Below are 18,439 nucleotides of genomic sequence, written 5' to 3' on the forward strand. Positions count from 1 at the left end.
CCAGTTTACCCGCGAAGGGTCTGCGCGGGCACGGCCTCGAAGGTGTCGTCCTTGTCGTCCCAGCACTCGACGTTCTTCAGCTCGGGCAGCATGCTGCGGCGGAAGACCGGGTCGAGGCCCTGCTTCTTCTGGGCGGTGTAGTTGCGCAGCAGCTTCAGTGCGACCGGGCACAGCGGGATGATGGCGCACAGGTTGACCACCACCATGATCGCGGTGAATGTGTCTGCGAGCGCCCAGATCACCGGGACGTCCACGATGGCGCCGAGGAAGACGCACACCACGACCAGCACGCGGAAGCCGAACATGACCGTCGGGTTCTTCGTGAAGTACTCGACGTTGGACTGCGCGAGGTAGTAGTTGCCGATCACCGAGGAGAAGGCCAGGAAGAACAGGATGAACGTGACGGCGTGGATGCCCCACGTGCCCACCTGGGAGGCCATGGAGTCCTGGGTGAGGCTGGCGCCCTGGACGTCCTCTCCGAACGGCGGGTTCGACAGCAGGATGATGAAGGCCGTGACGGAACAGACGATGAGGGTGTCGAAGTAGACGCCGAGGGTCTGGACGAGTCCCTGCTTCACCGGGTGGGACACGGCCGCGGTACCGGCGGCGTTGGGCACCGAGCCCTGGCCCGCCTCGTTGGAGAACAGGCCACGGCGCATGCCGTTCATGAAGGCGGCACCGACAGCGGCACCGGCGACCTCGCGGAAGCCGAGGGCGTGTCCGACGATCTGGGCGAAGACGCCCGGGATCTCGGAGAGGTTCATCAGCACCACGACCAGCCCGAGACCGATGTAGGCGACCGCCATGAACGGCACGATGACCTGGGTGAAGGAGGCGATGCGCTGCACACCGCCGAAGACGATGACCGCGGTGAGTGCCGCCACGGCGAGCCCGATGAAGACCTTGAGGGTCATGCCGTCGTTGTCGGCGGAACGGCCCATGGACTCGACGATGGAGTTCGTCTGCAGGGCGTTGTTGATGAACCCGAAGGTCAAGGTGATGACGATGCCGAAGATGACGGCCAGGACGGGCTTGTTGAGCCCGCGGGTCATGTAGTAGGCCGGGCCACCACGGTAGGCGTTGTTGGCGTAGTCACGGGTCTTGTAGAGCTGCGCGAGGGTCGCCTCGACGAAGGAGGTGGCGCCGCCGAGGATGGCGATGATCCACATCCAGAACACCGCTCCGGGACCGCCGAGTGTGATGGCGACCGCCACACCGGCGACGTTGCCGGTGCCCACCCGGGAGGCGGCGGAGATGGTGAACGCCTTGAACGGCGAGATGCCCTTCTTCGTGGCCGCCCCGGGGTCGCGGCGGAGCATCTCGTCGTCCTCGTACGGTGCTTCGGCGACCGCGCCGAACATCTGGGGAAACAACCGCAGCTGGACCAGGACCGTGCGGACACCGAAGTACAGGCCGGCGCCGACGAGAGCCCAGACGACGACGCTCCACACGCCGTCATTCATGGAGGTGATGAAATCCGTCATTTTTCGGACGTTACTGCGCGGCACCGCGAAGTCTGGCACCGACCCCCCTGAAAGGTGCGACACGTCACGTCGGGGGACTCAGCACGTTACGCGCATGTTACGTGCGTGTTTCGTCGAGGGCGAGGTCACCCGGGTCCGATCCTGCTACTCTTCTCCCCGACAGCGTCGGCGTTGAGAATAGTGTGAGAAGACCTCGAGAAGACAGGGACCGCACCATGGACAGCACAGGCTCGGCCGGCAACACACTGACCCCACTCGTCGTTCCGCCCACGAGCCAGTGGCAGACCTACTTCGTGTTCGGCTTCTTCCTCGTCGGAGGTATCGCCATCACCGTCACGACGAAGGACATCACGCCCGGCTACGTCGCGACGATCTTAGGGGTCGCCCTGCTCCTGGCCTATCTCTCCGTCCACCGGAGGCTGGGTCCGCAGGCCATGCCCCGTTGGCTCACCGCGACGGTGCGTGAGGAAACCGGCATGTTCCGGGTCTCCACCGTCGCCTTCCCGAGCCTGTTGTCCGCCTTCGCGCTCGCCTCAGGCGTCTGGCTGCTGGCGGATTTCGCGGACTCGTCGGCGATCGAGATCCTGCTCTTCGCGACACTCGCCGTGGGTGGCCTGTCGACCTTCGGGGGCAGTGCCGTGTGGCTCACCGAGGGCGGGGTGCTGCGCAAGCGGGTCGGGCTGTTGTACCGCCAGAGCGTCCCGGTCTCGGACACCACGGCCTTCGAGGTGAAGGGCGGTGCGCTGAGGATCACCGGCCAGGGGGACGGCTCAGTCACCACCCGCTTCGTCGGGATCCCGGTACCGGTGCGCACACTGACCGTCACCCCCAACACCGCCCTCGGGATCAATGTCGCCGGCGTCTACCACCGGCTCCAGCCGCTGTGCGACCCTCACCGGTACGGTCAGCGCATCGTCTGACACACCGGGCAGTAGTGGCTCGACCGGTTCATCCACTGTTCCCGCACCATCGCGGTGCCGCATCTCAGGCAGGGTTCGCCCTCACGCCCGTAGGCGTTGAGTGACCGTGAGAAGTAGCCGGACGCCCCGTTGACGTTCACGTAGAGGTCGTCGAAGGACGTCCCGCCGGCCTCCAGGGCACGGGCCATCACCTGCTGTGCCGCCGTGAGGACGCGCAGGACGTCCTGCTGCCGCATGGCGCTCGCCCGTTTCCGTGGGTGTACACCGGCGTCCCAGAGTGCCTCGTCGGCGTAGATGTTGCCGATCCCGGAGACGACGCTCTGGTCCAGCAGAACCCGCTTGACCTCGGAACGCCGCCGGCGCACGGCCCTGGCCGTGCTCACCGGGTCGAACTCGGGGTCCATGGGGTCGAGGGCGATGTGCGGCACAGGGTCGGCGCCGGTCAGTTCCCACCGGCCGAAGGTCCGCTGGTCCACGAAAGTGAGCTCCAGGGGCTCTCCGGAAGCGGTGACAAGCTGCGAACGGATCCGGACGTGCGGCGACACCACGGTCCCGGGAGCCCCGAGCAGCATCTGACCGGACATGCCCAGGTGGACCAGCAGGTTCCCCCGCTCCCCCAGGTCCAGCCACAGGTACTTGCCGCGACGGCACACGCCGACCACCGTGGCGTCACGGAGCCCGGCGACGAGCGCCTCCGCACCTCCGTCCTGGCCGCGGACGGCCCGCGGGTGCAGCACCTCGGTGTGCCGGAATCCGGCACCCAGGACGTGCCCGGCCAGTCCACGCCGGACCACCTCGACCTCAGGGAGCTCAGGCACGGCTCAGCTCAGGGCCTTGTATGCCTCACGGGCGGCCTGGTGCTCGGCCTCCTTCTTCGTGTGCCCGGTCCCCTTCCCCCGCACCGTCCCGCCCACGGTGACCGTGGCGTGGAAGGTCTGGTCGTGGGCCGGCCCCTCCGCCTCCGAGGCGTACACCGGGTCACCGGGGATCCGGAGGTCGCTGAGCTTCTCCAGCAGCACTGTCTTCCAGTCCATCGTCAGGCCGGTGGACGGCGCGGTGGTGATCCGGTTCTCGAAGATCCGCAGTACAGCCTCCCGGGCCGTCCCGAACCCGTGGACGAGGTAGATCGCCCCGAGCATCGCCTCCACCGAGTCGGCGAGGATCGAGTGCTTGTCACTGCCGCCGGTGAGCATCTCACCACGTCCCAGCAGGATGTACTCCCCCATCCCGAGCTCGCGGGCCACGTCGGCCAGGGCGTACATGTTGACCACCCCGGCACGCATCTTGGAGATGTCGGCCTCGGAGCGCTCCGGGAACTGCACGTAGAGCTGTTCGGCGACACTGAGCCCCAGTACCGCGTCGCCGAGGAACTCGAGCCGCTCGTTGTTGGGCAGGTTGCCGTTCTCGTTGGCGAAGGACCGGTGCGACAGTGCCAGGCGGAGCATGTCGTCCGGCAGGTCAACCCCCCATGCCTCCAGCAGCGGGGCGTGGTCGGTCTTCGAGTAGGCGGCGTCGAGTGCCGCCTCCCCGGTGAGACGGCGCTTACGTGCCATCAGTTGCCCCCCTTCTGCTCGGGGAACTTGTCGGCGAGGGCGGCCCACCGCGGGTCCACGGTCTCCTCCTCGCCGGAGATCCCGTCCGGAGCCGGGGTTGCGTCGGAGCAGGTCTGGCCGTAGTCCTCGCACACCGGGTTGAACGGGAGGTTCAGTCCCGCTTCGTCGACCAGCAGCTGGGTGATGTCCACACGGTCGTCCTGGACCATGTGCGGCTCATCGCCCTCCTCGGCGTCGTCCCCGGAGATGAAGTCGGGGGTCGTACCGAAGACGTCGCTGACATGGAGCGAGACCTCCTCGCTGATCCCGGTCAGGCAGCGGGAGCACTGGCCGCTGACCCGGGCGTGGGCCGTGGCGTCCACCAGCAGCGACTCGCCCAGGTTGGTGATGTCGGCCACGACCTCGACCTGTTCCCCCTCGGCGACGCCGAGCATCTCACCGCCCAGGCGGACCGGAGAGGCACCGGAGGTCGTCACATGGTGGGGTGTCCCGACGGACACGAGCGGCTCACGGACATCGAGGAGAAAAGGATCGTTACTCACACCATGTTTCTACCCTCGACACCGGGGGTTGTGCGAATCAGTCCCGGTAGCCGTCCCGGTACTCCTCCCGGTACTCCTCGCGGTAGTCGCCGCGCGGGTCCCGTCGACCGGACTCGCGTCCCGCCGTGTCGCCGTGGCGCACCCCGGAGACACCGGCCCCCTTGCGCAGGGCGGAACGGTCACGGGACACGGTGCGCAGCGTCCCGGTGAGCGACTCCTCGAACTGCGCGAGGGTGGAGTCGACGTAGTGGTCGCATTCACGCCGCAGCCGGTCGGAGTCGGAGTGGGCGGACTCGACGATCCGGCGGGCCTCCTCTTCGGCGACCCGGACGACCTCGGACTCACTGACCAGGCGCTGCTGCTCGGCGATGCCCTCGTTGACCGAACGGTCGTAGGACTCGTTGCCGGCGGTGACGAGACGCTCCGCCTCGGCCTCCGCACGCGAGACGGTCTGCTCGTACTCCGCACGTGCGTCGGACACCAGGCGGTCCGCCTCGGACTCCGCCCGGGCCACGGTGGAGTGGGCACGCTCCTCGGCGTCGTTGACCATGTCCTCGGCCTGCCTACGTGCCTCCTCGAGGATCCGGTCGCGCTGCGCCTCCGCGTCGCGGACCAGGGTGTCCGCCTCGTCCTCGGCGTTGGCGATGATGCCGTCGCGGTGATCGAGGACGTCCTGGGCGTCGTCCATCTCGACCGGGATGGCGGTGCGGACCTCGTCCAGCAGGTCCTGGACCTCGCGGCGCGGGACCATGCAGTTGGACGTCATCGGGACGCCGTACGCCTGGTCGACCATGTTCTGGAGATCATCGAGGCCCTGGAAAGTCTTGTACATGCGTCCCAGCATGCCAGAAATGGTGCGCACGGTACGGATGTGACACGCAGGGGCAGGTCGTCAGGGGTGGGACACCCTCACTGGCCGTACTTGTCGGCCACCGCGGCAGCGACGTTCTGCGGCAGCAGGCCGTTCACGTCCCCTCCGTACCTGGCCACTTCCTTGCAGATCGTGGAGGAGACGTAGCCGAACTGCGGGTTGGTCAGGAGGAAGAAGGTCTCCACCCCCGACAACCGCTGGTTCATCTGCGCCATCGGCAGCTCGTACTCGTAGTCGAGAGAGCTGCGCAGCCCCTTGACCATCGCCGGGATGCCGTTGTCGGTGAGGTAGTCCACCAGGAGCCGGTCCCAGGTGTCCACGGTGATCCGGTCGGCCTCCGGCGCACCGCTGTCCTCGAGCGCCTCACGGATGAGCGTGACCCGCTCCTCGGCGGTGAACAGGCCGGACTTGTTGGGGTTGTAGGTGACCAGGACGGTCACCTCGTCGAAGTTCCGCGCGGCTCGCGTGAAGATGTCGAGGTGACCGTTGGTGACGGGGTCGAAGGACCCGGGGCAGCAGACTCGCATGGGCTAGATCCTACCTCTCGTCCGCCTCCGGCCGTCCCCGCCAGATCGCCATGTCCATCCGGGCGATGCCGTAGGTGCGCTTCTTCAGCTTCTGGTTCGTCTTCTCGAAACCCTGGGGCCACGTGACCTCCGCTGAGTCGACGTGCCGTTCGACGACGACCACGGCGTCCTTCATCAGGGCCGGCACCAGAGCGGCGACCATCGCGTCGACCGCCTCGTCACTGAGCTCGTAGGGCGGGTCGGCGAGCACCATGGAGAACCTGTCGGGAGGCACGGTGGCCAGGAAACTCGACGCCTTGGACTCGACGACGTGCACATCGGGGTGACCGACCACGTCGGCGTTGGCCCGGATCGTCTCGCAGGCCCGGTGGTTGTCGTCGACGAGGGTGACCTCCGCCGCCCCGCGGGAGCCTGCCTCGAGACCGAGTGCCCCTGAGCCGGCGAAGAGGTCCAGCACGACCTCCCCCTCGAAGCCGAACCGGACCTGGAGGGAGGAGAACAGCCCCTCCCTGGCACGGTCGGAGGTCGGACGGGTGACGTCACCCGGGACGCGGAGTTTCCGGCCGCGGGCGGTGCCGGAGATGATGCGGGTCACCGTGGATCAGGCCTCCCTGAGGTCCAGCAGCAGGTCGCCGCCGTCGACACGGGCGAAGTCCTCCACGGCGCCACGGTGCACCACACCGGGGCCTGGTGCGTTGACGGCGCTCTCCAGCTTGGTGGCCTCGACGACGGCGAGGCGGTCACCGGTGGCGACGGTCTGGCCGTCCTCGACGGCGAATCTGACGATCCCGGCAAAGGGGGCGTGAATGTCCATGCCCCGGAGTCTATCGCGTCGGTCAGCTGCGCTCGATGTACTCCTGGTCGCCCTCGGTGAAATCCGCCACCAGGGCCCTGGCCAGCGCCTCGTCGTAGGCCACGAGGTCCTCAGCGTACCGTCGGGCCTCGGCGACGATCTCCGCGTCGGTGGCCAGGTCGAGCAGGCGGGCACGCCGTACCCGCGCACCGGACTGGCGCTCCCCGAGCACGTCGCCCTCTGTCCTGGTCCGCAGGTCGAGTTCGGCCAGGGCGAAGCCGTCCGTCGTCGCTGCCACGGCCTCGAGCCTGCGGTAGGACGCCACGGCGGCCGGCGTCGTCTCCTCGGCGTCCGGGTTGATCATGGTGGTGAGGAAGCACAGGGACGCGTCGCTGCCACGGCCCACCCGTCCCCGCAGCTGGTGGAGCTGGCTGACGCCGAAGTTCTCGGCGTCCATGACCACCATCACGGTGGCCTCGGGGATGTCGACCCCGACCTCCACCACGGTGGTGGACACCAGGACGTCGATCTCACCGGCGGCGAGGTCCTCCATGACCTCGGACTTCTCCGCCATCCTGCCGTGGAGCCGACCGATCCTCAGTCCCTGGAGCGGCCCCGCCTCCAGGCGGTCGGCGACGTTGTCCACCCCGCCGAACCCCTCGATCCTCGGCACCACCACGAACACGCGGTGACCGCCGGCGACCTGCTCGCGGATCACGGTGAACAGTCGGTCCACCCAGGCCGGCTTCCACATCGGCACCACGTGGGACGACACCTCGCCCCGACCCACCGGCGAGGTCTCCAGGGTGCAGACCGAGAGGTCACCGAACATCGTCATCGCCACGGTGCGCGGGATCGGGGTCGCCGTCATCACCAGCAGGTGCGGAGTCCGGTCAACCGGGGACTCCTCGCGCAGCTTGTCGCGCTGCCGGACCCCGAAGCGGTGCTGCTCGTCGACGACGACCATGCCCAGGTCGTAGAACTCCACGGCGTCCTGGATCACCGCGTGGGTGCCGATGACGATGTCGCTGGTGCCGGAGACGATGTCCAGCAGGGTGTCGCGGCGTTCGGAGACCGGCTGGGACCCGGTGAGCAGGGAGACCGTCACCCCGGTGCCGGCGAGCAGCCCGGTGAGGGTCCGGTGGTGCTGGGCGGCCAGTACCTCGGTGGGGGCCAGGAACGCGCACTGGGCCCCGGAGTCCACCACCCGCAGCATCGACAGCAGCGCCACGACCGTCTTCCCTGAGCCCACGTCGCCCTGCAGGAGCATGCTCATCGGCGTCTCGGAACCCATGGCCTCCCCGATCGTGCCGAGCGCCGCCTGCTGGGCGTCGGTGAGGTCGTAGGGCAGCGAGCGGGTCAGGGCCGCGTACCGGGAGTCGTCCCCGACCGGCACCACGGCACGGCCCTGGCGGGCGGTGGTGTCCGCCCGACGCAGCGCCATCACCAGCTGAAGGGCCAGCGCCTCATTGAAGGTCAACCGGGTCCGGGCGTCGGCGGGCCCGTCCTCCGGTGGCCGGTGGATGTCGTGGAGGGCGGTGGCGAATCCGACCAGGGGGCGTCCCCCGACCTCCGGCCACGACGGCGCCCCGGTGACCTCGGTCGGGGCGGGCAGCATGTCCGAGGGCCGCCCCATCGCCTCCAGAACGTGGCCGGTGACCGCCATGACCTCCGCCCCGGTGGTGCCGGTGCGGCGGGGGTAGGTGGGCAGCCACGGAACGGACAGCAGCTCCTGGGCGGCGCGCATCCCCCCGGCGACCTCGACGATCGTCTCCAATGGACCGAAGGCTCCGAACGCCGCCTCGTAGGCCTCTCCCTCGAGCGGTCTGCCGTCCGGGCCGGGGCCGGGGTGCAGGGTGATGTAGCTGGGGTTGCGCAGCTGCCACTCGTCGCGGAAGAGCCTGAGCTTTCCGGACAGCATCAGCTTCGCCCCCACGGTGACGAACGGCTGGTGGCTGCGTGCCGCCCCGAACAAGGCCGAGGAGAAGTCCTCGCCGTTCACCCGGAAGCGGAACGCGAGGATCTCCCGGGGCCCTTTTCTCCCGCGGTTGTCCTGCAGCTGGACCCAGGTGACCTCGCCGAGACAGGTCAGCAGTTCGCCTTCGACCAGGGCGTCGGTCCAGCGTTCCCCGGGCACCGGGGCGGGGCCGTCCCCGGTCATCGCCCCGGTGCCGCTGGTGTGGACGTAACCCGTGGGGAAGTTCATCAGGGCCTCACCGAGGGTGGCGAGTCCGGGCTTTCCGGCGAGTTTACGGGCGCGCTCCGGGGAGATGACCAGGCTCAGCGGCCGCGGATCGTCCCACCCGAGCATCTACTCCACCCCCACCTGGACCCGGCGCCCCAGACCAGACACACGGTAGCAGTGCAGTTCCACCGACGGATGCCGCTCCCGCAGCGACTCGACGGCCTCGGCGAACGGGTCGACCCCGTCCAGACCCTCCCGGCCACCGTCGTAGAGCACGGTGACCAGTTCACCGCCCTCGGCGAGGAGTCCCTCGACGAGGGAACGCAGGTCGTCGGGGCCGCCGTCGGTCTCCCGCCAGCGTTGCGCCGACACCGCGTCCGCCATCTCCTCGGCGTTCTCGTCCAGGTCGGCGGTGGGGCTGTAGACCGCCAGCGCCGCCAGACCACCGACGAAGGACTCGGTGTCCACCACAGTGGCCTCCCCGGTCGACGACGACAACCGGCCGAAGAGCTCGGTGGTGTCCTGCCCGTTCGTCAGCACGATGCAGCCGGTGCCGCGACGCTCGAACTCGGCGACGATCGTCCGGGTGTCCCCGGCGGTCGCCCCGGCACCGGCGAACATCTCGCGCAGTCCCCCCTCCGGCGCCAGTGCCAGCACGGGGGCGGACGGGCGCGACGGTTCGGGCTCCTCCACCACCGGCAGAACCTCCAGGACGAGGTCGCTGACCTCACCGGTACGGTAGGCCAGCTCGATCAACGGTCCACCCTCCGCCGTGTGCACGTGCACCCGCCAGGAGCCGTCGGACTCCCCGGGCACGATGACCACGCTGTTGCCCCGGAGGTTCAGCTGTTCACGCAGGACGTCGAGCTGCCCTTCCTCCGCCCGGTAGGTGAACATCACCTCGATCTCGGCGGTGGGGCCGGTGCGCTCCGACGGAGGGTGTGCGGTGTGGGCACCGTGTGTGCCCTCTGCGCCGCCAGCGGGACCTGCGGCGGCGGGGACGGTGGCCGGACCTGCGGCGGAGGCGCGTCGGTTGTCCTCGGGACCGTCCCGCTCAGGCACCGGGGAGTCGACGGCGTCGACCAGGGCGTCCAGGATCACCACGAGACCACGCCCACCGGCGTCGACGACCCCGGCGGACGCCAGTTCCGGTAGCTGCCCCGTGGTGGCGGCGAGTGCCTCCACCGCGGCGTCGCGGGTGGCCCGGACGACCTCACCGGCGGTGGCGGTGGCCTGGTCACCGGCCCCGAGGCTCTCCGACGCCTGTTCGGCCGCGGCGTGCAGCACCGTGATGATCGTCCCCTCCACCGGGGCCGACACCGCCCGACGCACCAGCTTCTCCGCCCGGTGCAGCATCCCGGGCAGTGCCGCGACCGGGAGTTCGTCGCGGTGAGACCCGGCGGCGGAGTCCGCCAGGGCCCTCAGGAACTGGCTCAGCACCAAACCGGAGTTGCCGCGGGCGCCGGTGACGGCACCGGCGGCGAGGGACGAGGCGATGTCGGCGACGCTCGTCCCGGTGTCCACGGCGGAGCGGGCGTCCCCGTGGTCCTGGTGCATGCGCTCGACCGCGGCCTCCATGGTGGCGGTCATGTTCGACCCGGTGTCGGAGTCCGGGATCGGGAAGACGTTGAGTTCGTTGATCTCGTCCTTGTGACGTGCCAGACCGGCGGCGGCCTGCTCCGCCCACCAGGCCACGTGTGCTCCGCTCAACATGGCGTCCCCTGCCCGCCGGTGCCACGGTCCTGTCCGGACAGGTCCCAGTTCACCGGGGTGGCGCCCTGCTCCACGATGAGTTCATTGGCCCTGGTGAACGGGCGTGAGCCGAAGAACCCCCGGTACGCCGACAACGGTGAGGGGTGCGGTGACAGGATGCACCTGTGGCGGCCGAGGACCCCGGCCGTCTCCTGGGCCTGACGGCCCCAGAGGATGCCCACCACGGGGCGCTGCGCCAGATGACCCACCACAGCCCCGGTGATCTCCTCCCAGCCGTGTCCCCGGTGACTGTTCGCGTCACCCGCACGCACGGTGAGGACCCGGTTGAGCAGCATCACACCGGCGTCGGCCCACGGTGACAGGTCCGCCGACTCCGGCCGGGGCAGACCCAGGTCGGACTCGTACTCGGTGTAGATGTTCACCAGGGACTTCGGCAGCGGCCGGGTCTGCGGCGACGAGGCGAACGACAGTCCCACGGCATGCCCGGGGGTGGGATAGGGGTCCTGCCCCAGGATCAGGACGCGGGTCTCGTCGGCCGGCCGCGACAGGGCGCGGAAGATGTTCTCCGGGGCCGGCAGGACGGGTTCTCCGTCGGTGATCCGCGCGGCGGTCCATTCCGCCGCGGCCTCCACGGCCGCGGCGTCCAGTTCAGCACGCCAGGACGGGTGGATGGTCGCCAGGATCCGTCCGGCGATGACGTCGGTCTCAGACAAGGGAATCCCATCCCCCGGTGTAGATCGGCGGCTGGCCGTCGACGGTGACGACGGCGCCGTCACCGGTACCGGCTCCTGCCTCCCGCACGGTGCCCAGGGTGCGGTATCCGGCGGGGACCTGCTGGGCGGTGGTTCCGACCAGGGTGTGGTCCTCTCCCCCGGTGAGCACCCACTCCCACGGGTCCACGCCCAGCACCTCTCCGGCGTAGTACAGCTGGGCGTCCGGTGTGAGCGCGGTGCCGTCGAGGTCCAGAACAACCCCGGACCGCGTCGCCAGTGAGCCCAGGTCGCGCAGCAGCCCGTCGGAGTTGTCCGTCATCGCCGACACCCCGGCCGCGCGCGCCACCGAACCGCGCCCCACCACAAGCTCCGGCGCACAGTGCCGCCGCACCAGGTCCTGCAGGACGGCGTCCTCCGGGACGGCGTCCCGGGACCCGAAGTACCGCAGCACCGCTTCACCGGCGGCGGAGTGGCCGATGACCCCACTGGCGATCACCTCGTGGCCGGGACGGGCCCCGTCGATGGTCATGGCGGGGTCCGGCCCCGCCAGCACCCCCACGGCGGTCAACGACACCACCAGCTGGGTCGAGGAGACCACGTCGCCGCCGACGAGCTCGACGGCCCACGGTGCGGCGCACTCCCCCACCCCGCGGGCGATCTCGGAGACCACGTCGACCTCCAGGTCGGCGGGTGCGGCCAGGGACATCAGCACCGCGGTGGGACGCCCACCCATCGCCTGGATGTCGGCGAAGTTCTGGGTCACCGCCTTGGCACCCACCTCGAACGGGGTGGACCAGTCGAAACGGAAGTGCACGCCCTCCACCAGGACATCCGTCGTCGCGAGGTGACGGGAGTTCGGCGGCGCCGGGTCGAGCACCGCCGCGTCGTCACCGTTGATCTCACTCGGGGCGGCCGCGCGGATCGCGGCGATCGTCGCCGCCTCACCCGCCTGCGCCACGGTGAGCTTCCCTGGTGCCTTACCCGTCATCGGTCTCCTCGTATCGTCACACACCGCACACACCGCGACTGGCCGACAGCGGAACCTCCCACTGCCCCCGGTGATCGGGACTTCCGCCCCGGGGGCCGTAGAATCATCCGCATGTCTTCACGGTCTAAGGTCACCGATCAGGGTAGCAGCACCACCGGACACGGAACCGTCCGACGCAGGGGAGCCGTCCTGGCGCTCGTGATCGCGGTGGTGTTCGTCGTCTTCGTCCTCGTCGGGGCGAAGATCCTCGTGGACCGCAGCGTCTACACCCCGGTCGCGATGGGCCCGGTCGACGCACCGGCCGCCGACAGCGACACCTGCGCCGCGGTCATCGACGACCTGCCCGGCCGTCTCGGGGACTACCGAGACGTCGGCGTCGCCGACCCGGCACCGGAGGGGACCGCCGGCTACCGTGACAGCGGTGGAACGGAACTGTCGCTGCGGTGCGGGGTCAGCGTCCCCGCGCAGTACACGGAGCTCAGTTCCGTCGAGGACAGCGGCGGAGAACAGTGGCTGCAGGTCGCCGACGCCACCCCCGGCTCCGACCTGACCACCTGGTACTCCGTGGGCCACTCCCCCGTCGTCGCCGTGACCACCGAGGGCCGGCTCACCTCCGGCGACCTCGCCGGCCTGGGCGAGGTGACCACCCGCCACGGCGACGGAGACGACGCCCCCGCACCTGCCCCCGCACCGCTGGCGGACCTGCGCACCCGCGACAGCGGCTCCTGCGGCGCCCTGGAGGACGCGCTGCCCGACACACTCGGTGAGTACCGGCGGCTCGACCCCGGCACGCTCGCCCCTGAGGCCGCGGAGTCCGTCGAGGGTGCCCTGGTCTGGGTCGCCGAGGGCCGTGAACCTGTGGTTCTGCGGTGCGGTGTGGACCTGCCGGACAGCTACGAGGCCGGCGCCCAGCTCACCCAGGTCGACGACGTGCCCTGGTTCCAGGACACCGCACTGGCCGAGGGCTCGACGGCGGGCGTCTGGTACTCGATGGGCTACGCCGACACCGTGGCGGTCTCACTGCCGCTCGACGCCGGCAACAGCGTGCTCACCGCCGTCTCCGAGGCCGTCGACGGCAACCTGGAGCGCACCGCCGAGCAGTGACCCCGGCGCAGCTACGCCGCCAGGGCCTGCGCGATGAGGATGTCCAGCAGGTCGGCGTACTCCACCCCGCTGGCGGCGAACATCTTCGGGTACATGCTGATCGGGGTGAACCCCGGCATCGTGTTCGGTTCGTTGAGCACCGGGCCGTCCGGTGTCACGAAGAAGTCGACCCGCGCCAGCCCGGAGCAGCCCAGCGCACGGAACGTCTCCACTGCCAGCCGACGGATCTCCGCCACCTGCTCCTCCGGCAGCGGTGCGGGGATCTCGTAGGTGATGATGTCGTCGAGGTACTTCGTGTCGAAGCCGTAGAAGCCCTCCGGACCGTCCTCGGTGCCCTTCAGCATGGAGGGGTAGGACGCCTGGACCGTGCCGTCCGGGTACTGCAGCACACCGCACTCGACCTCGGGCCCCTGCAGCATCGCCTCGACGAGCACCTTGTCGTCGGCCGCCAGGGCGGTCTCGAGGGCGGCCGGGAAGTCGTCCCAGTCACTGACCTTGGAGATCCCGATGGAGGACCCGCCCCGTGCCGGCTTGACGAAGACCGGCAGCCCCAGCGACTCCTTCTCCTCCTCCGTGAGCACCCGGCGTTCGGTGACGATGACCTCGTCGCCGACCGGGATGCCGGCGTGCCTGGCGACGGCCTTGGTGTACTGCTTGTCCATGCACGTCGCCGAGGCGAAGACGCCGTTGCCGACGTACGGGACGTGCGCCAGCTCCAGCAGGCCCTGGACCGTGCCGTCCTCTCCGTTCACCCCGTGCAGGACGGGGAAGACGACGTCGACCTCGGCGTAGAGGGAACCGTCGCCGAAGCGCAGCTGGCCACCCCGCCGACCCCCCATGTCGAAGGTGACGGCCCTGCCACGGGCCACCTCAGGAAGCTCACGCCCGTGGGCGCTCAGCTGCTCCACGTCCGTGGTGCCCTTCACCCACACGCCGTCGCGGGTGATCCCCACCGGCACGATCTCATAACGTTCAGGGTCCAGGTGGGACATCACGGCACCGGCGGAGATGCAGGACACGCTGTGTTCGGTGTTCTGACCTCCGTAGAGCACCGCCACAGTGGTACGGGTGTGTCCTGCGGAGGTGTCGCCGGCCGGGGTCACGGGAATATTCACGGGGAGATTCACGGAGTCCAAGTGTAGCCGCCTCCGTGGTGTGCCTGACACGGCACCGGTCACTCGGCCTTCTTGGTGCGCCCCATCAGGTCCCGGATCGCGGTCGGCACGTCCCCGCCGTGGTGGCACACCCGCACGACCTCGCGGGTGATGGGCATCTCCACACCGTGGGCCTCGGCGAGTTCGGCGACCGACATGCTGGAGATCACACCTTCGGCGACCTGCCCCTTCGTCGCCGTGCTGGCCTGTTCCAGGGTCTCGCCCATGCCGAGCCGTTCACCGAAGGTGCGGTTGCGCGACAGCGGGGAGTTGCAGGTCGCCACCAGGTCACCCATGCCCGCCAGCCCGGCCATCGAACGCTCCTGTCCGCCGAGCGCCACCGTGAGCCGGGTTATCTCGGTGAGCCCACGGGTGATCACCGTCGCGATGGTGTTGTGCCCCATCCCCATGCCCGCGGCCATCCCGCAGGCCAGCGCGATGACGTTCTTGCACGTTCCGCCGACCTCACACCCGATGACATCGTCATTGGTGTACGGACGGAAGTAGGCCGTGGCCAGTGCGGACTGGACCATCCGTGCGCGCCGGTCGTCCGTGCAGGCCACCACCGAGGCCGCCGGCTGCTGCTGCGCCACCTCGACGGCGAGGTTCGGCCCCGACAACACCGCGACCCTGCCCGGCTCCACCCCGGCGACCTCCGCGATGACCTCGCTCATGCGCAGACCTGTGGAATGCTCGATTCCCTTGGCCAGGCTGACCAGTGTGGCGTCGGACGGAATGAGGTCACGCCACCGCTCCAGGTTCGAACGCAACGACTGCGACGGGACGCCGAGGAAGACGACGTCCGCACCGGCGAGCGCCTCAGCGGCGTCCGTCGTGGCAGTGACAGAGTCCGGGAGCACCGCCCCGGGGAGGTAGGTCGAGTTGCGGTGCTCACCGTTGATCTCATCGGCGATCTCGGCACGTCGCGCCCACAACGTCACCGACGGACACGCCGGAGCTGTCCCGCCGGCGGCGCCCGACCGCGCAGCCGAGGCACCGGCCGTGACAGCTTCCGTGTCCGCGCAGACCTTGGCCACCGTCGTCCCCCAGGAGCCAGACCCCATCACCGCTACCCGAACCATGCTTGTGTGCTCCTCTGTCTCGTCTGTGCCGATCTGTGCCGATCTGTGCCGATGGTGCCGACTACGTTCTCCTCGACCGCCACCGGTATTCTGGTGGGCGGAATAAGTACCGGCACTTCTGCTCCCCAACATTGAACCATGACGCACCCGGTCCGCGGTGACGGCTCGACCGGACCGGTGCGCTCGGGAAGGCGTCACCCTTGATCAGTCACACCGGCACCGGAGACCTGTCAACCTCGCTGGCGTCGAGAAACCTCGACCGGGACGCGTCCGCCCGCCCCACCGGGACGACACCGGCACCCCTCGGCCACGTCGCCCGGATCGGGAGCACCCCGGCCGAGGAGTTCGAACGCCCCGTCTTCGCCGCCGGTGCCGTGCTCTGGCGGCACACCGGCTCCCACGGTCCCGGCACCCCGGAGTCCGCGGGCGGTGAGAACGGTGACGAGATCGAGATCGCCGTGATCCACCGTCCCCACTACGACGACTGGTCCCTGCCGAAGGGCAAGGTGGACCCCGGCGAGAACATCGTCGTCACCGCCACCCGCGAGATCGCCGAGGAGACCGGCTACTCCCCCTCGCTCGGATGGCTCCTCGGCTACATCCACTACCCGCTGGGCAACAGGACCAAGGTCGTCTACTACTGGACCGCCGAGGTGACCGACGGGAGTTTCCGGGACAACGACGAGGTCGACGAACTGCACTGGCTCTCCCCCGCCGACGCCAGGGCGAAGGTCAGCTACGACGCCGACCGCGAGGTGATCGCCGCCGCCGAAGAGGTCCTCGCCCTGGGCTGCACCCGGCGGGTGCTCTACGTGCGCCACGCCAAGGCGATGAATCCGGACAACTGGAACGAGGACGACGACCTCCGCCCGCTGACCAAGAAGGGCCGCCGCCAGGCCGACGCCCTCCCCACCGTCCTGGAGGGCTACCGCCCCCGCTCCGTCTTCACCGCGGCCCCCGAACGCTGCCGTGCCACGGTGGAACCGACGGCCGACGCACTGGGGCTGGACATCGAGACCGACGTCAACCTCGGCGACGCCGTCCTGCGGCACTCCGCACGCACCGTCATGGAGGCGCTGGTGCAGGCCAGCTCCGCCCCGGTGAGCGTGGTGTGCTCCCAGGGCGACGTGATCCCCGCCGTCGTCTCCGGACTGGCAGAGGACGCCGGCTTCGACATCGAGGACCTGCGCACCAAGAAGGGCAGCGTCTGGGTCCTGCACTTCGGGGCGGACGACACCCTGCTCGGCGCGGACTACCTCGCCTCGCCGCTCCCCGTGCGCTGAACGGCGACCGGCTCCCACGACACGCCGAACCGGTCACGCCCTGCACTGTCCAGGCCGAGTTCGCGACGCAGCACCTCGGCCTGCACCGGGGTGTCGCAGAGCACCCGGAAGGTCACCGCGTCGGTGAAGGTGAAGGGCTGCTCCACCCCGGAGTCCATCGCCGCGACCCACAGGCCCGCCAGTTGTGCGTCGGCGAACATCACCGACCCCTCGACGGCCGGGCCGGTGTTCGCGTGGTAGGCGACCAGCGCCCCGGCACGTGTCGGTCCGACAGCACCCCCACCGAAAACCTCACCGAAGACCCGTGTCCAGGTGTCCAACGCCTCCCCCGCCATGTTCTGCGCCTCCCCGCAGAACAGGAAGGACGGGAGGACCGCCGGCCGGGGCCTTCCGGCAGGGTCGGTGAGCATCAGCTGCCAGCTGACCCCGAAGGTGTCGAGCACCCAGCCGTACCGGGGGCTGAACGGGTACTCTCCCAACGGCATGAGCACCGTCGCCCCGTCGGCGACGAGCCCGTCCCACACGGTGTCCAGGACGGCACGGGCCCGGGCGGAGGCGGCACGCCGGTCGTCCTCACCGCCGTCGACGGACCAGCCGAAGAACACCGGGTCGATGTTGACCAGGAAGTTCGTCGCCGGGGAGATCCCGGCGGCCCCGGGACTGTCAGCGGCGTCGGTGAGATGCACGCGTAGTCCGGCGACGGTGAGCTCCACCCCGTCGTCGGTGCCTGCCGTCCCGGCGGCGCCGAGTTCGAGGCCCGCCTCCTCGAACGGACGGAAGACGTCGGTGTAGAAGCGGGCGGCCCCGACCACGCCGTGGTCACCGGTCTGCAGTCGGATACGCGGGATGATGTGCTGGTGGCTGTCCATACCCCCAGAGACTACGGCACTTTCCCCGGGGATATCACCTGTACATCACCGGGATGCCGCCCCGGCACGCTACCGGATGACGGGCTTGAACGAGGGCCTCGACTTCTCGAACGTCTCGATCGCCGCCTCGTCCTGCAGGGTGATGCCGATGTCGTCCAGCCCGTTGAGCAGGCGCCACCGGGTGTCGTCGTCCACCTCGAAGGTGAAAACGTGCTCGCCGAGGGTGGCGGTCCGGGTCTCGAGGTCCACCGTCATCTCCACACCCGGCTGCTGGTCGATGAGCTTCCAGATCAGCTCGATGTCCTCCGCGGGCATGGTGGCGGCCAGGAGACCGTTCTTTGCCGTGTTACCGCGGAAGATGTCGCCGAAGCGGGGAGAGAACACCACGCGGAACCCGTAGTCCAGCAGCGCCCACACCGCATGCTCGCGGGAGGAGCCGGTGCCGAAGTCCGGCCCGGTGACCAGCACAGTGGAGTTCACGAAAGGTTCCTGGTTGAGCACGAACCCGGGGTCCCTGCGCCAGGCCTTGAACAGGCCGGACTCGTAGCCGGTCTTGGTGACTAGCTTGAGGTACTCCGCCGGCACGATCTGGTCGGTGTCCACGTTCGACCGTCGCAGGGGGCACGCCACCCCGGTGTGGGTGCTGAACTTCTCCATG

At 69.6% G+C, this 18,439-nt stretch carries 19 protein-coding genes; 3 read left to right on the forward strand and 16 right to left on the reverse strand.

Features of this window, described 5'->3' with window-relative positions; translation table 11 throughout:
* Positions 1-5: 5 nt before the first annotated feature.
* Positions 6-1,484: an alanine/glycine:cation symporter family protein gene (locus Q0A34_RS10170; RefSeq protein ID WP_291479882.1), complete on the reverse strand. Its 1,479-nt coding sequence runs from the start codon at positions 1,482-1,484 to the stop codon at positions 6-8.
* Positions 1,485-1,699: 215 nt separating this feature from the next.
* On the opposite strand from Q0A34_RS10170, the gene Q0A34_RS10175 reads away from it, so the two are divergent.
* Positions 1,700-2,404, forward strand: coding sequence for a hypothetical protein (locus tag Q0A34_RS10175; protein WP_291479883.1), 705 nt, complete (start codon positions 1,700-1,702; stop codon positions 2,402-2,404).
* Here the strand turns inward: Q0A34_RS10175 and mutM are convergent.
* The 11 genes from mutM to Q0A34_RS10230 all read right to left on the reverse strand — a co-directional run bounded on the left by mutM (position 2,389) and on the right by Q0A34_RS10230 (position 12,289).
* Positions 2,389-3,222: a bifunctional DNA-formamidopyrimidine glycosylase/DNA-(apurinic or apyrimidinic site) lyase gene (gene mutM, locus Q0A34_RS10180; protein ID WP_291479884.1), complete on the reverse strand. Its 834-nt coding sequence runs from the start codon at positions 3,220-3,222 to the stop codon at positions 2,389-2,391. The genes Q0A34_RS10175 and mutM overlap by 16 nt on opposite strands.
* A gap of 3 nt (positions 3,223-3,225) precedes the next feature.
* Complete coding sequence (rnc, locus tag Q0A34_RS10185; protein ID WP_291479885.1) at positions 3,226-3,957, reverse strand: ribonuclease III; 732 nt, start codon at positions 3,955-3,957, stop codon at positions 3,226-3,228.
* The gene (locus tag Q0A34_RS10190; RefSeq protein ID WP_291479886.1) at positions 3,957-4,499 is read right to left on the reverse strand and encodes a YceD family protein; all 543 of its coding nucleotides are present in this window, start codon (positions 4,497-4,499) and stop codon (positions 3,957-3,959) included. Before Q0A34_RS10190 ends, rnc begins: the two co-directional genes overlap by 1 nt.
* Before the next feature lie 37 nt (positions 4,500-4,536).
* Positions 4,537-5,331, reverse strand: coding sequence for a DivIVA domain-containing protein (locus Q0A34_RS10195; protein ID WP_291479912.1), 795 nt, complete (start codon positions 5,329-5,331; stop codon positions 4,537-4,539).
* Between the two features lie 77 nt (positions 5,332-5,408).
* On the reverse strand, positions 5,409-5,897 hold the full coding sequence (coaD, locus tag Q0A34_RS10200) for a pantetheine-phosphate adenylyltransferase (RefSeq protein ID WP_291479887.1): 489 nt from the start codon (positions 5,895-5,897) through the stop codon (positions 5,409-5,411).
* Positions 5,898-5,907: 10 nt separating this feature from the next.
* Complete coding sequence (locus Q0A34_RS10205; protein ID WP_291479888.1) at positions 5,908-6,492, reverse strand: RsmD family RNA methyltransferase; 585 nt, start codon at positions 6,490-6,492, stop codon at positions 5,908-5,910.
* A 6-nt stretch (positions 6,493-6,498) separates the two neighbouring features.
* Positions 6,499-6,711 (reverse strand): biotin/lipoyl-containing protein, encoded by a 213-nt coding sequence (locus tag Q0A34_RS10210; protein WP_291479889.1) that lies wholly within the window; start codon positions 6,709-6,711, stop codon positions 6,499-6,501.
* A gap of 22 nt (positions 6,712-6,733) precedes the next feature.
* A complete protein-coding gene (locus Q0A34_RS10215; protein WP_291479890.1) occupies positions 6,734-9,001 on the reverse strand; it encodes an ATP-dependent DNA helicase RecG in 2,268 nt (755 codons plus the stop codon).
* A complete protein-coding gene (locus Q0A34_RS10220) occupies positions 9,002-10,588 on the reverse strand; it encodes a DAK2 domain-containing protein (RefSeq protein WP_291479891.1) in 1,587 nt (528 codons plus the stop codon).
* Positions 10,582-11,301, reverse strand: a complete 720-nt coding sequence (locus Q0A34_RS10225) for a uracil-DNA glycosylase (protein WP_291479892.1) — start codon at positions 11,299-11,301, stop codon at positions 10,582-10,584. The genes Q0A34_RS10220 and Q0A34_RS10225 overlap by 7 nt, the downstream gene beginning before the upstream one ends.
* Positions 11,294-12,289 carry a thiamine-phosphate kinase gene (locus Q0A34_RS10230; RefSeq protein WP_291479893.1) on the reverse strand — a complete coding sequence of 332 codons (996 nt, stop codon included), beginning with the start codon at positions 12,287-12,289 and terminating at the stop codon, positions 11,294-11,296. Before Q0A34_RS10230 ends, Q0A34_RS10225 begins: the two co-directional genes overlap by 8 nt.
* 111 nt (positions 12,290-12,400) lie before the next feature.
* Here Q0A34_RS10230 and Q0A34_RS10235 point away from each other — a divergent pair, with 111 nt between their 5' ends.
* The gene (locus Q0A34_RS10235) at positions 12,401-13,393 is read left to right on the forward strand and encodes a DUF3515 domain-containing protein (protein ID WP_291479894.1); all 993 of its coding nucleotides are present in this window, start codon (positions 12,401-12,403) and stop codon (positions 13,391-13,393) included.
* An 11-nt stretch (positions 13,394-13,404) separates the two neighbouring features.
* Here Q0A34_RS10235 and Q0A34_RS10240 read toward each other — a convergent pair whose 3' ends face one another.
* Together Q0A34_RS10240 and Q0A34_RS10245 are read right to left on the reverse strand one after the other, a co-directional pair.
* Positions 13,405-14,520, reverse strand: coding sequence for a D-alanine--D-alanine ligase family protein (locus Q0A34_RS10240; RefSeq protein WP_291479895.1), 1,116 nt, complete (start codon positions 14,518-14,520; stop codon positions 13,405-13,407).
* Positions 14,521-14,567: 47 nt separating this feature from the next.
* On the reverse strand, positions 14,568-15,629 hold the full coding sequence (locus tag Q0A34_RS10245) for an NAD(P)H-dependent glycerol-3-phosphate dehydrogenase (protein ID WP_291479896.1): 1,062 nt from the start codon (positions 15,627-15,629) through the stop codon (positions 14,568-14,570).
* A 200-nt stretch (positions 15,630-15,829) separates the two neighbouring features.
* Between Q0A34_RS10245 and Q0A34_RS10250 the strand changes: the two genes are divergently transcribed.
* Positions 15,830-16,912, forward strand: coding sequence for an NUDIX hydrolase (locus Q0A34_RS10250; RefSeq protein ID WP_291479897.1), 1,083 nt, complete (start codon positions 15,830-15,832; stop codon positions 16,910-16,912).
* On the opposite strand, the gene Q0A34_RS10255 is transcribed toward Q0A34_RS10250, so the two are convergent.
* Together Q0A34_RS10255 and leuD are read right to left on the reverse strand one after the other, a co-directional pair.
* On the reverse strand, positions 16,882-17,781 hold the full coding sequence (locus Q0A34_RS10255; RefSeq protein WP_291479898.1) for a VOC family protein: 900 nt from the start codon (positions 17,779-17,781) through the stop codon (positions 16,882-16,884). The genes Q0A34_RS10250 and Q0A34_RS10255 overlap by 31 nt on opposite strands.
* Positions 17,782-17,850: 69 nt before the next feature.
* Positions 17,851-18,438, reverse strand: a complete 588-nt coding sequence (gene leuD / locus Q0A34_RS10260; RefSeq protein WP_291479899.1) for a 3-isopropylmalate dehydratase small subunit — start codon at positions 18,436-18,438, stop codon at positions 17,851-17,853.
* Between the last annotated feature and the right edge of the window lies 1 nt (position 18,439).

This window comes from Corynebacterium sp., from assembly GCF_022712195.1.
Lineage (GTDB): Bacteria > Actinomycetota > Actinomycetes > Mycobacteriales > Mycobacteriaceae > Corynebacterium.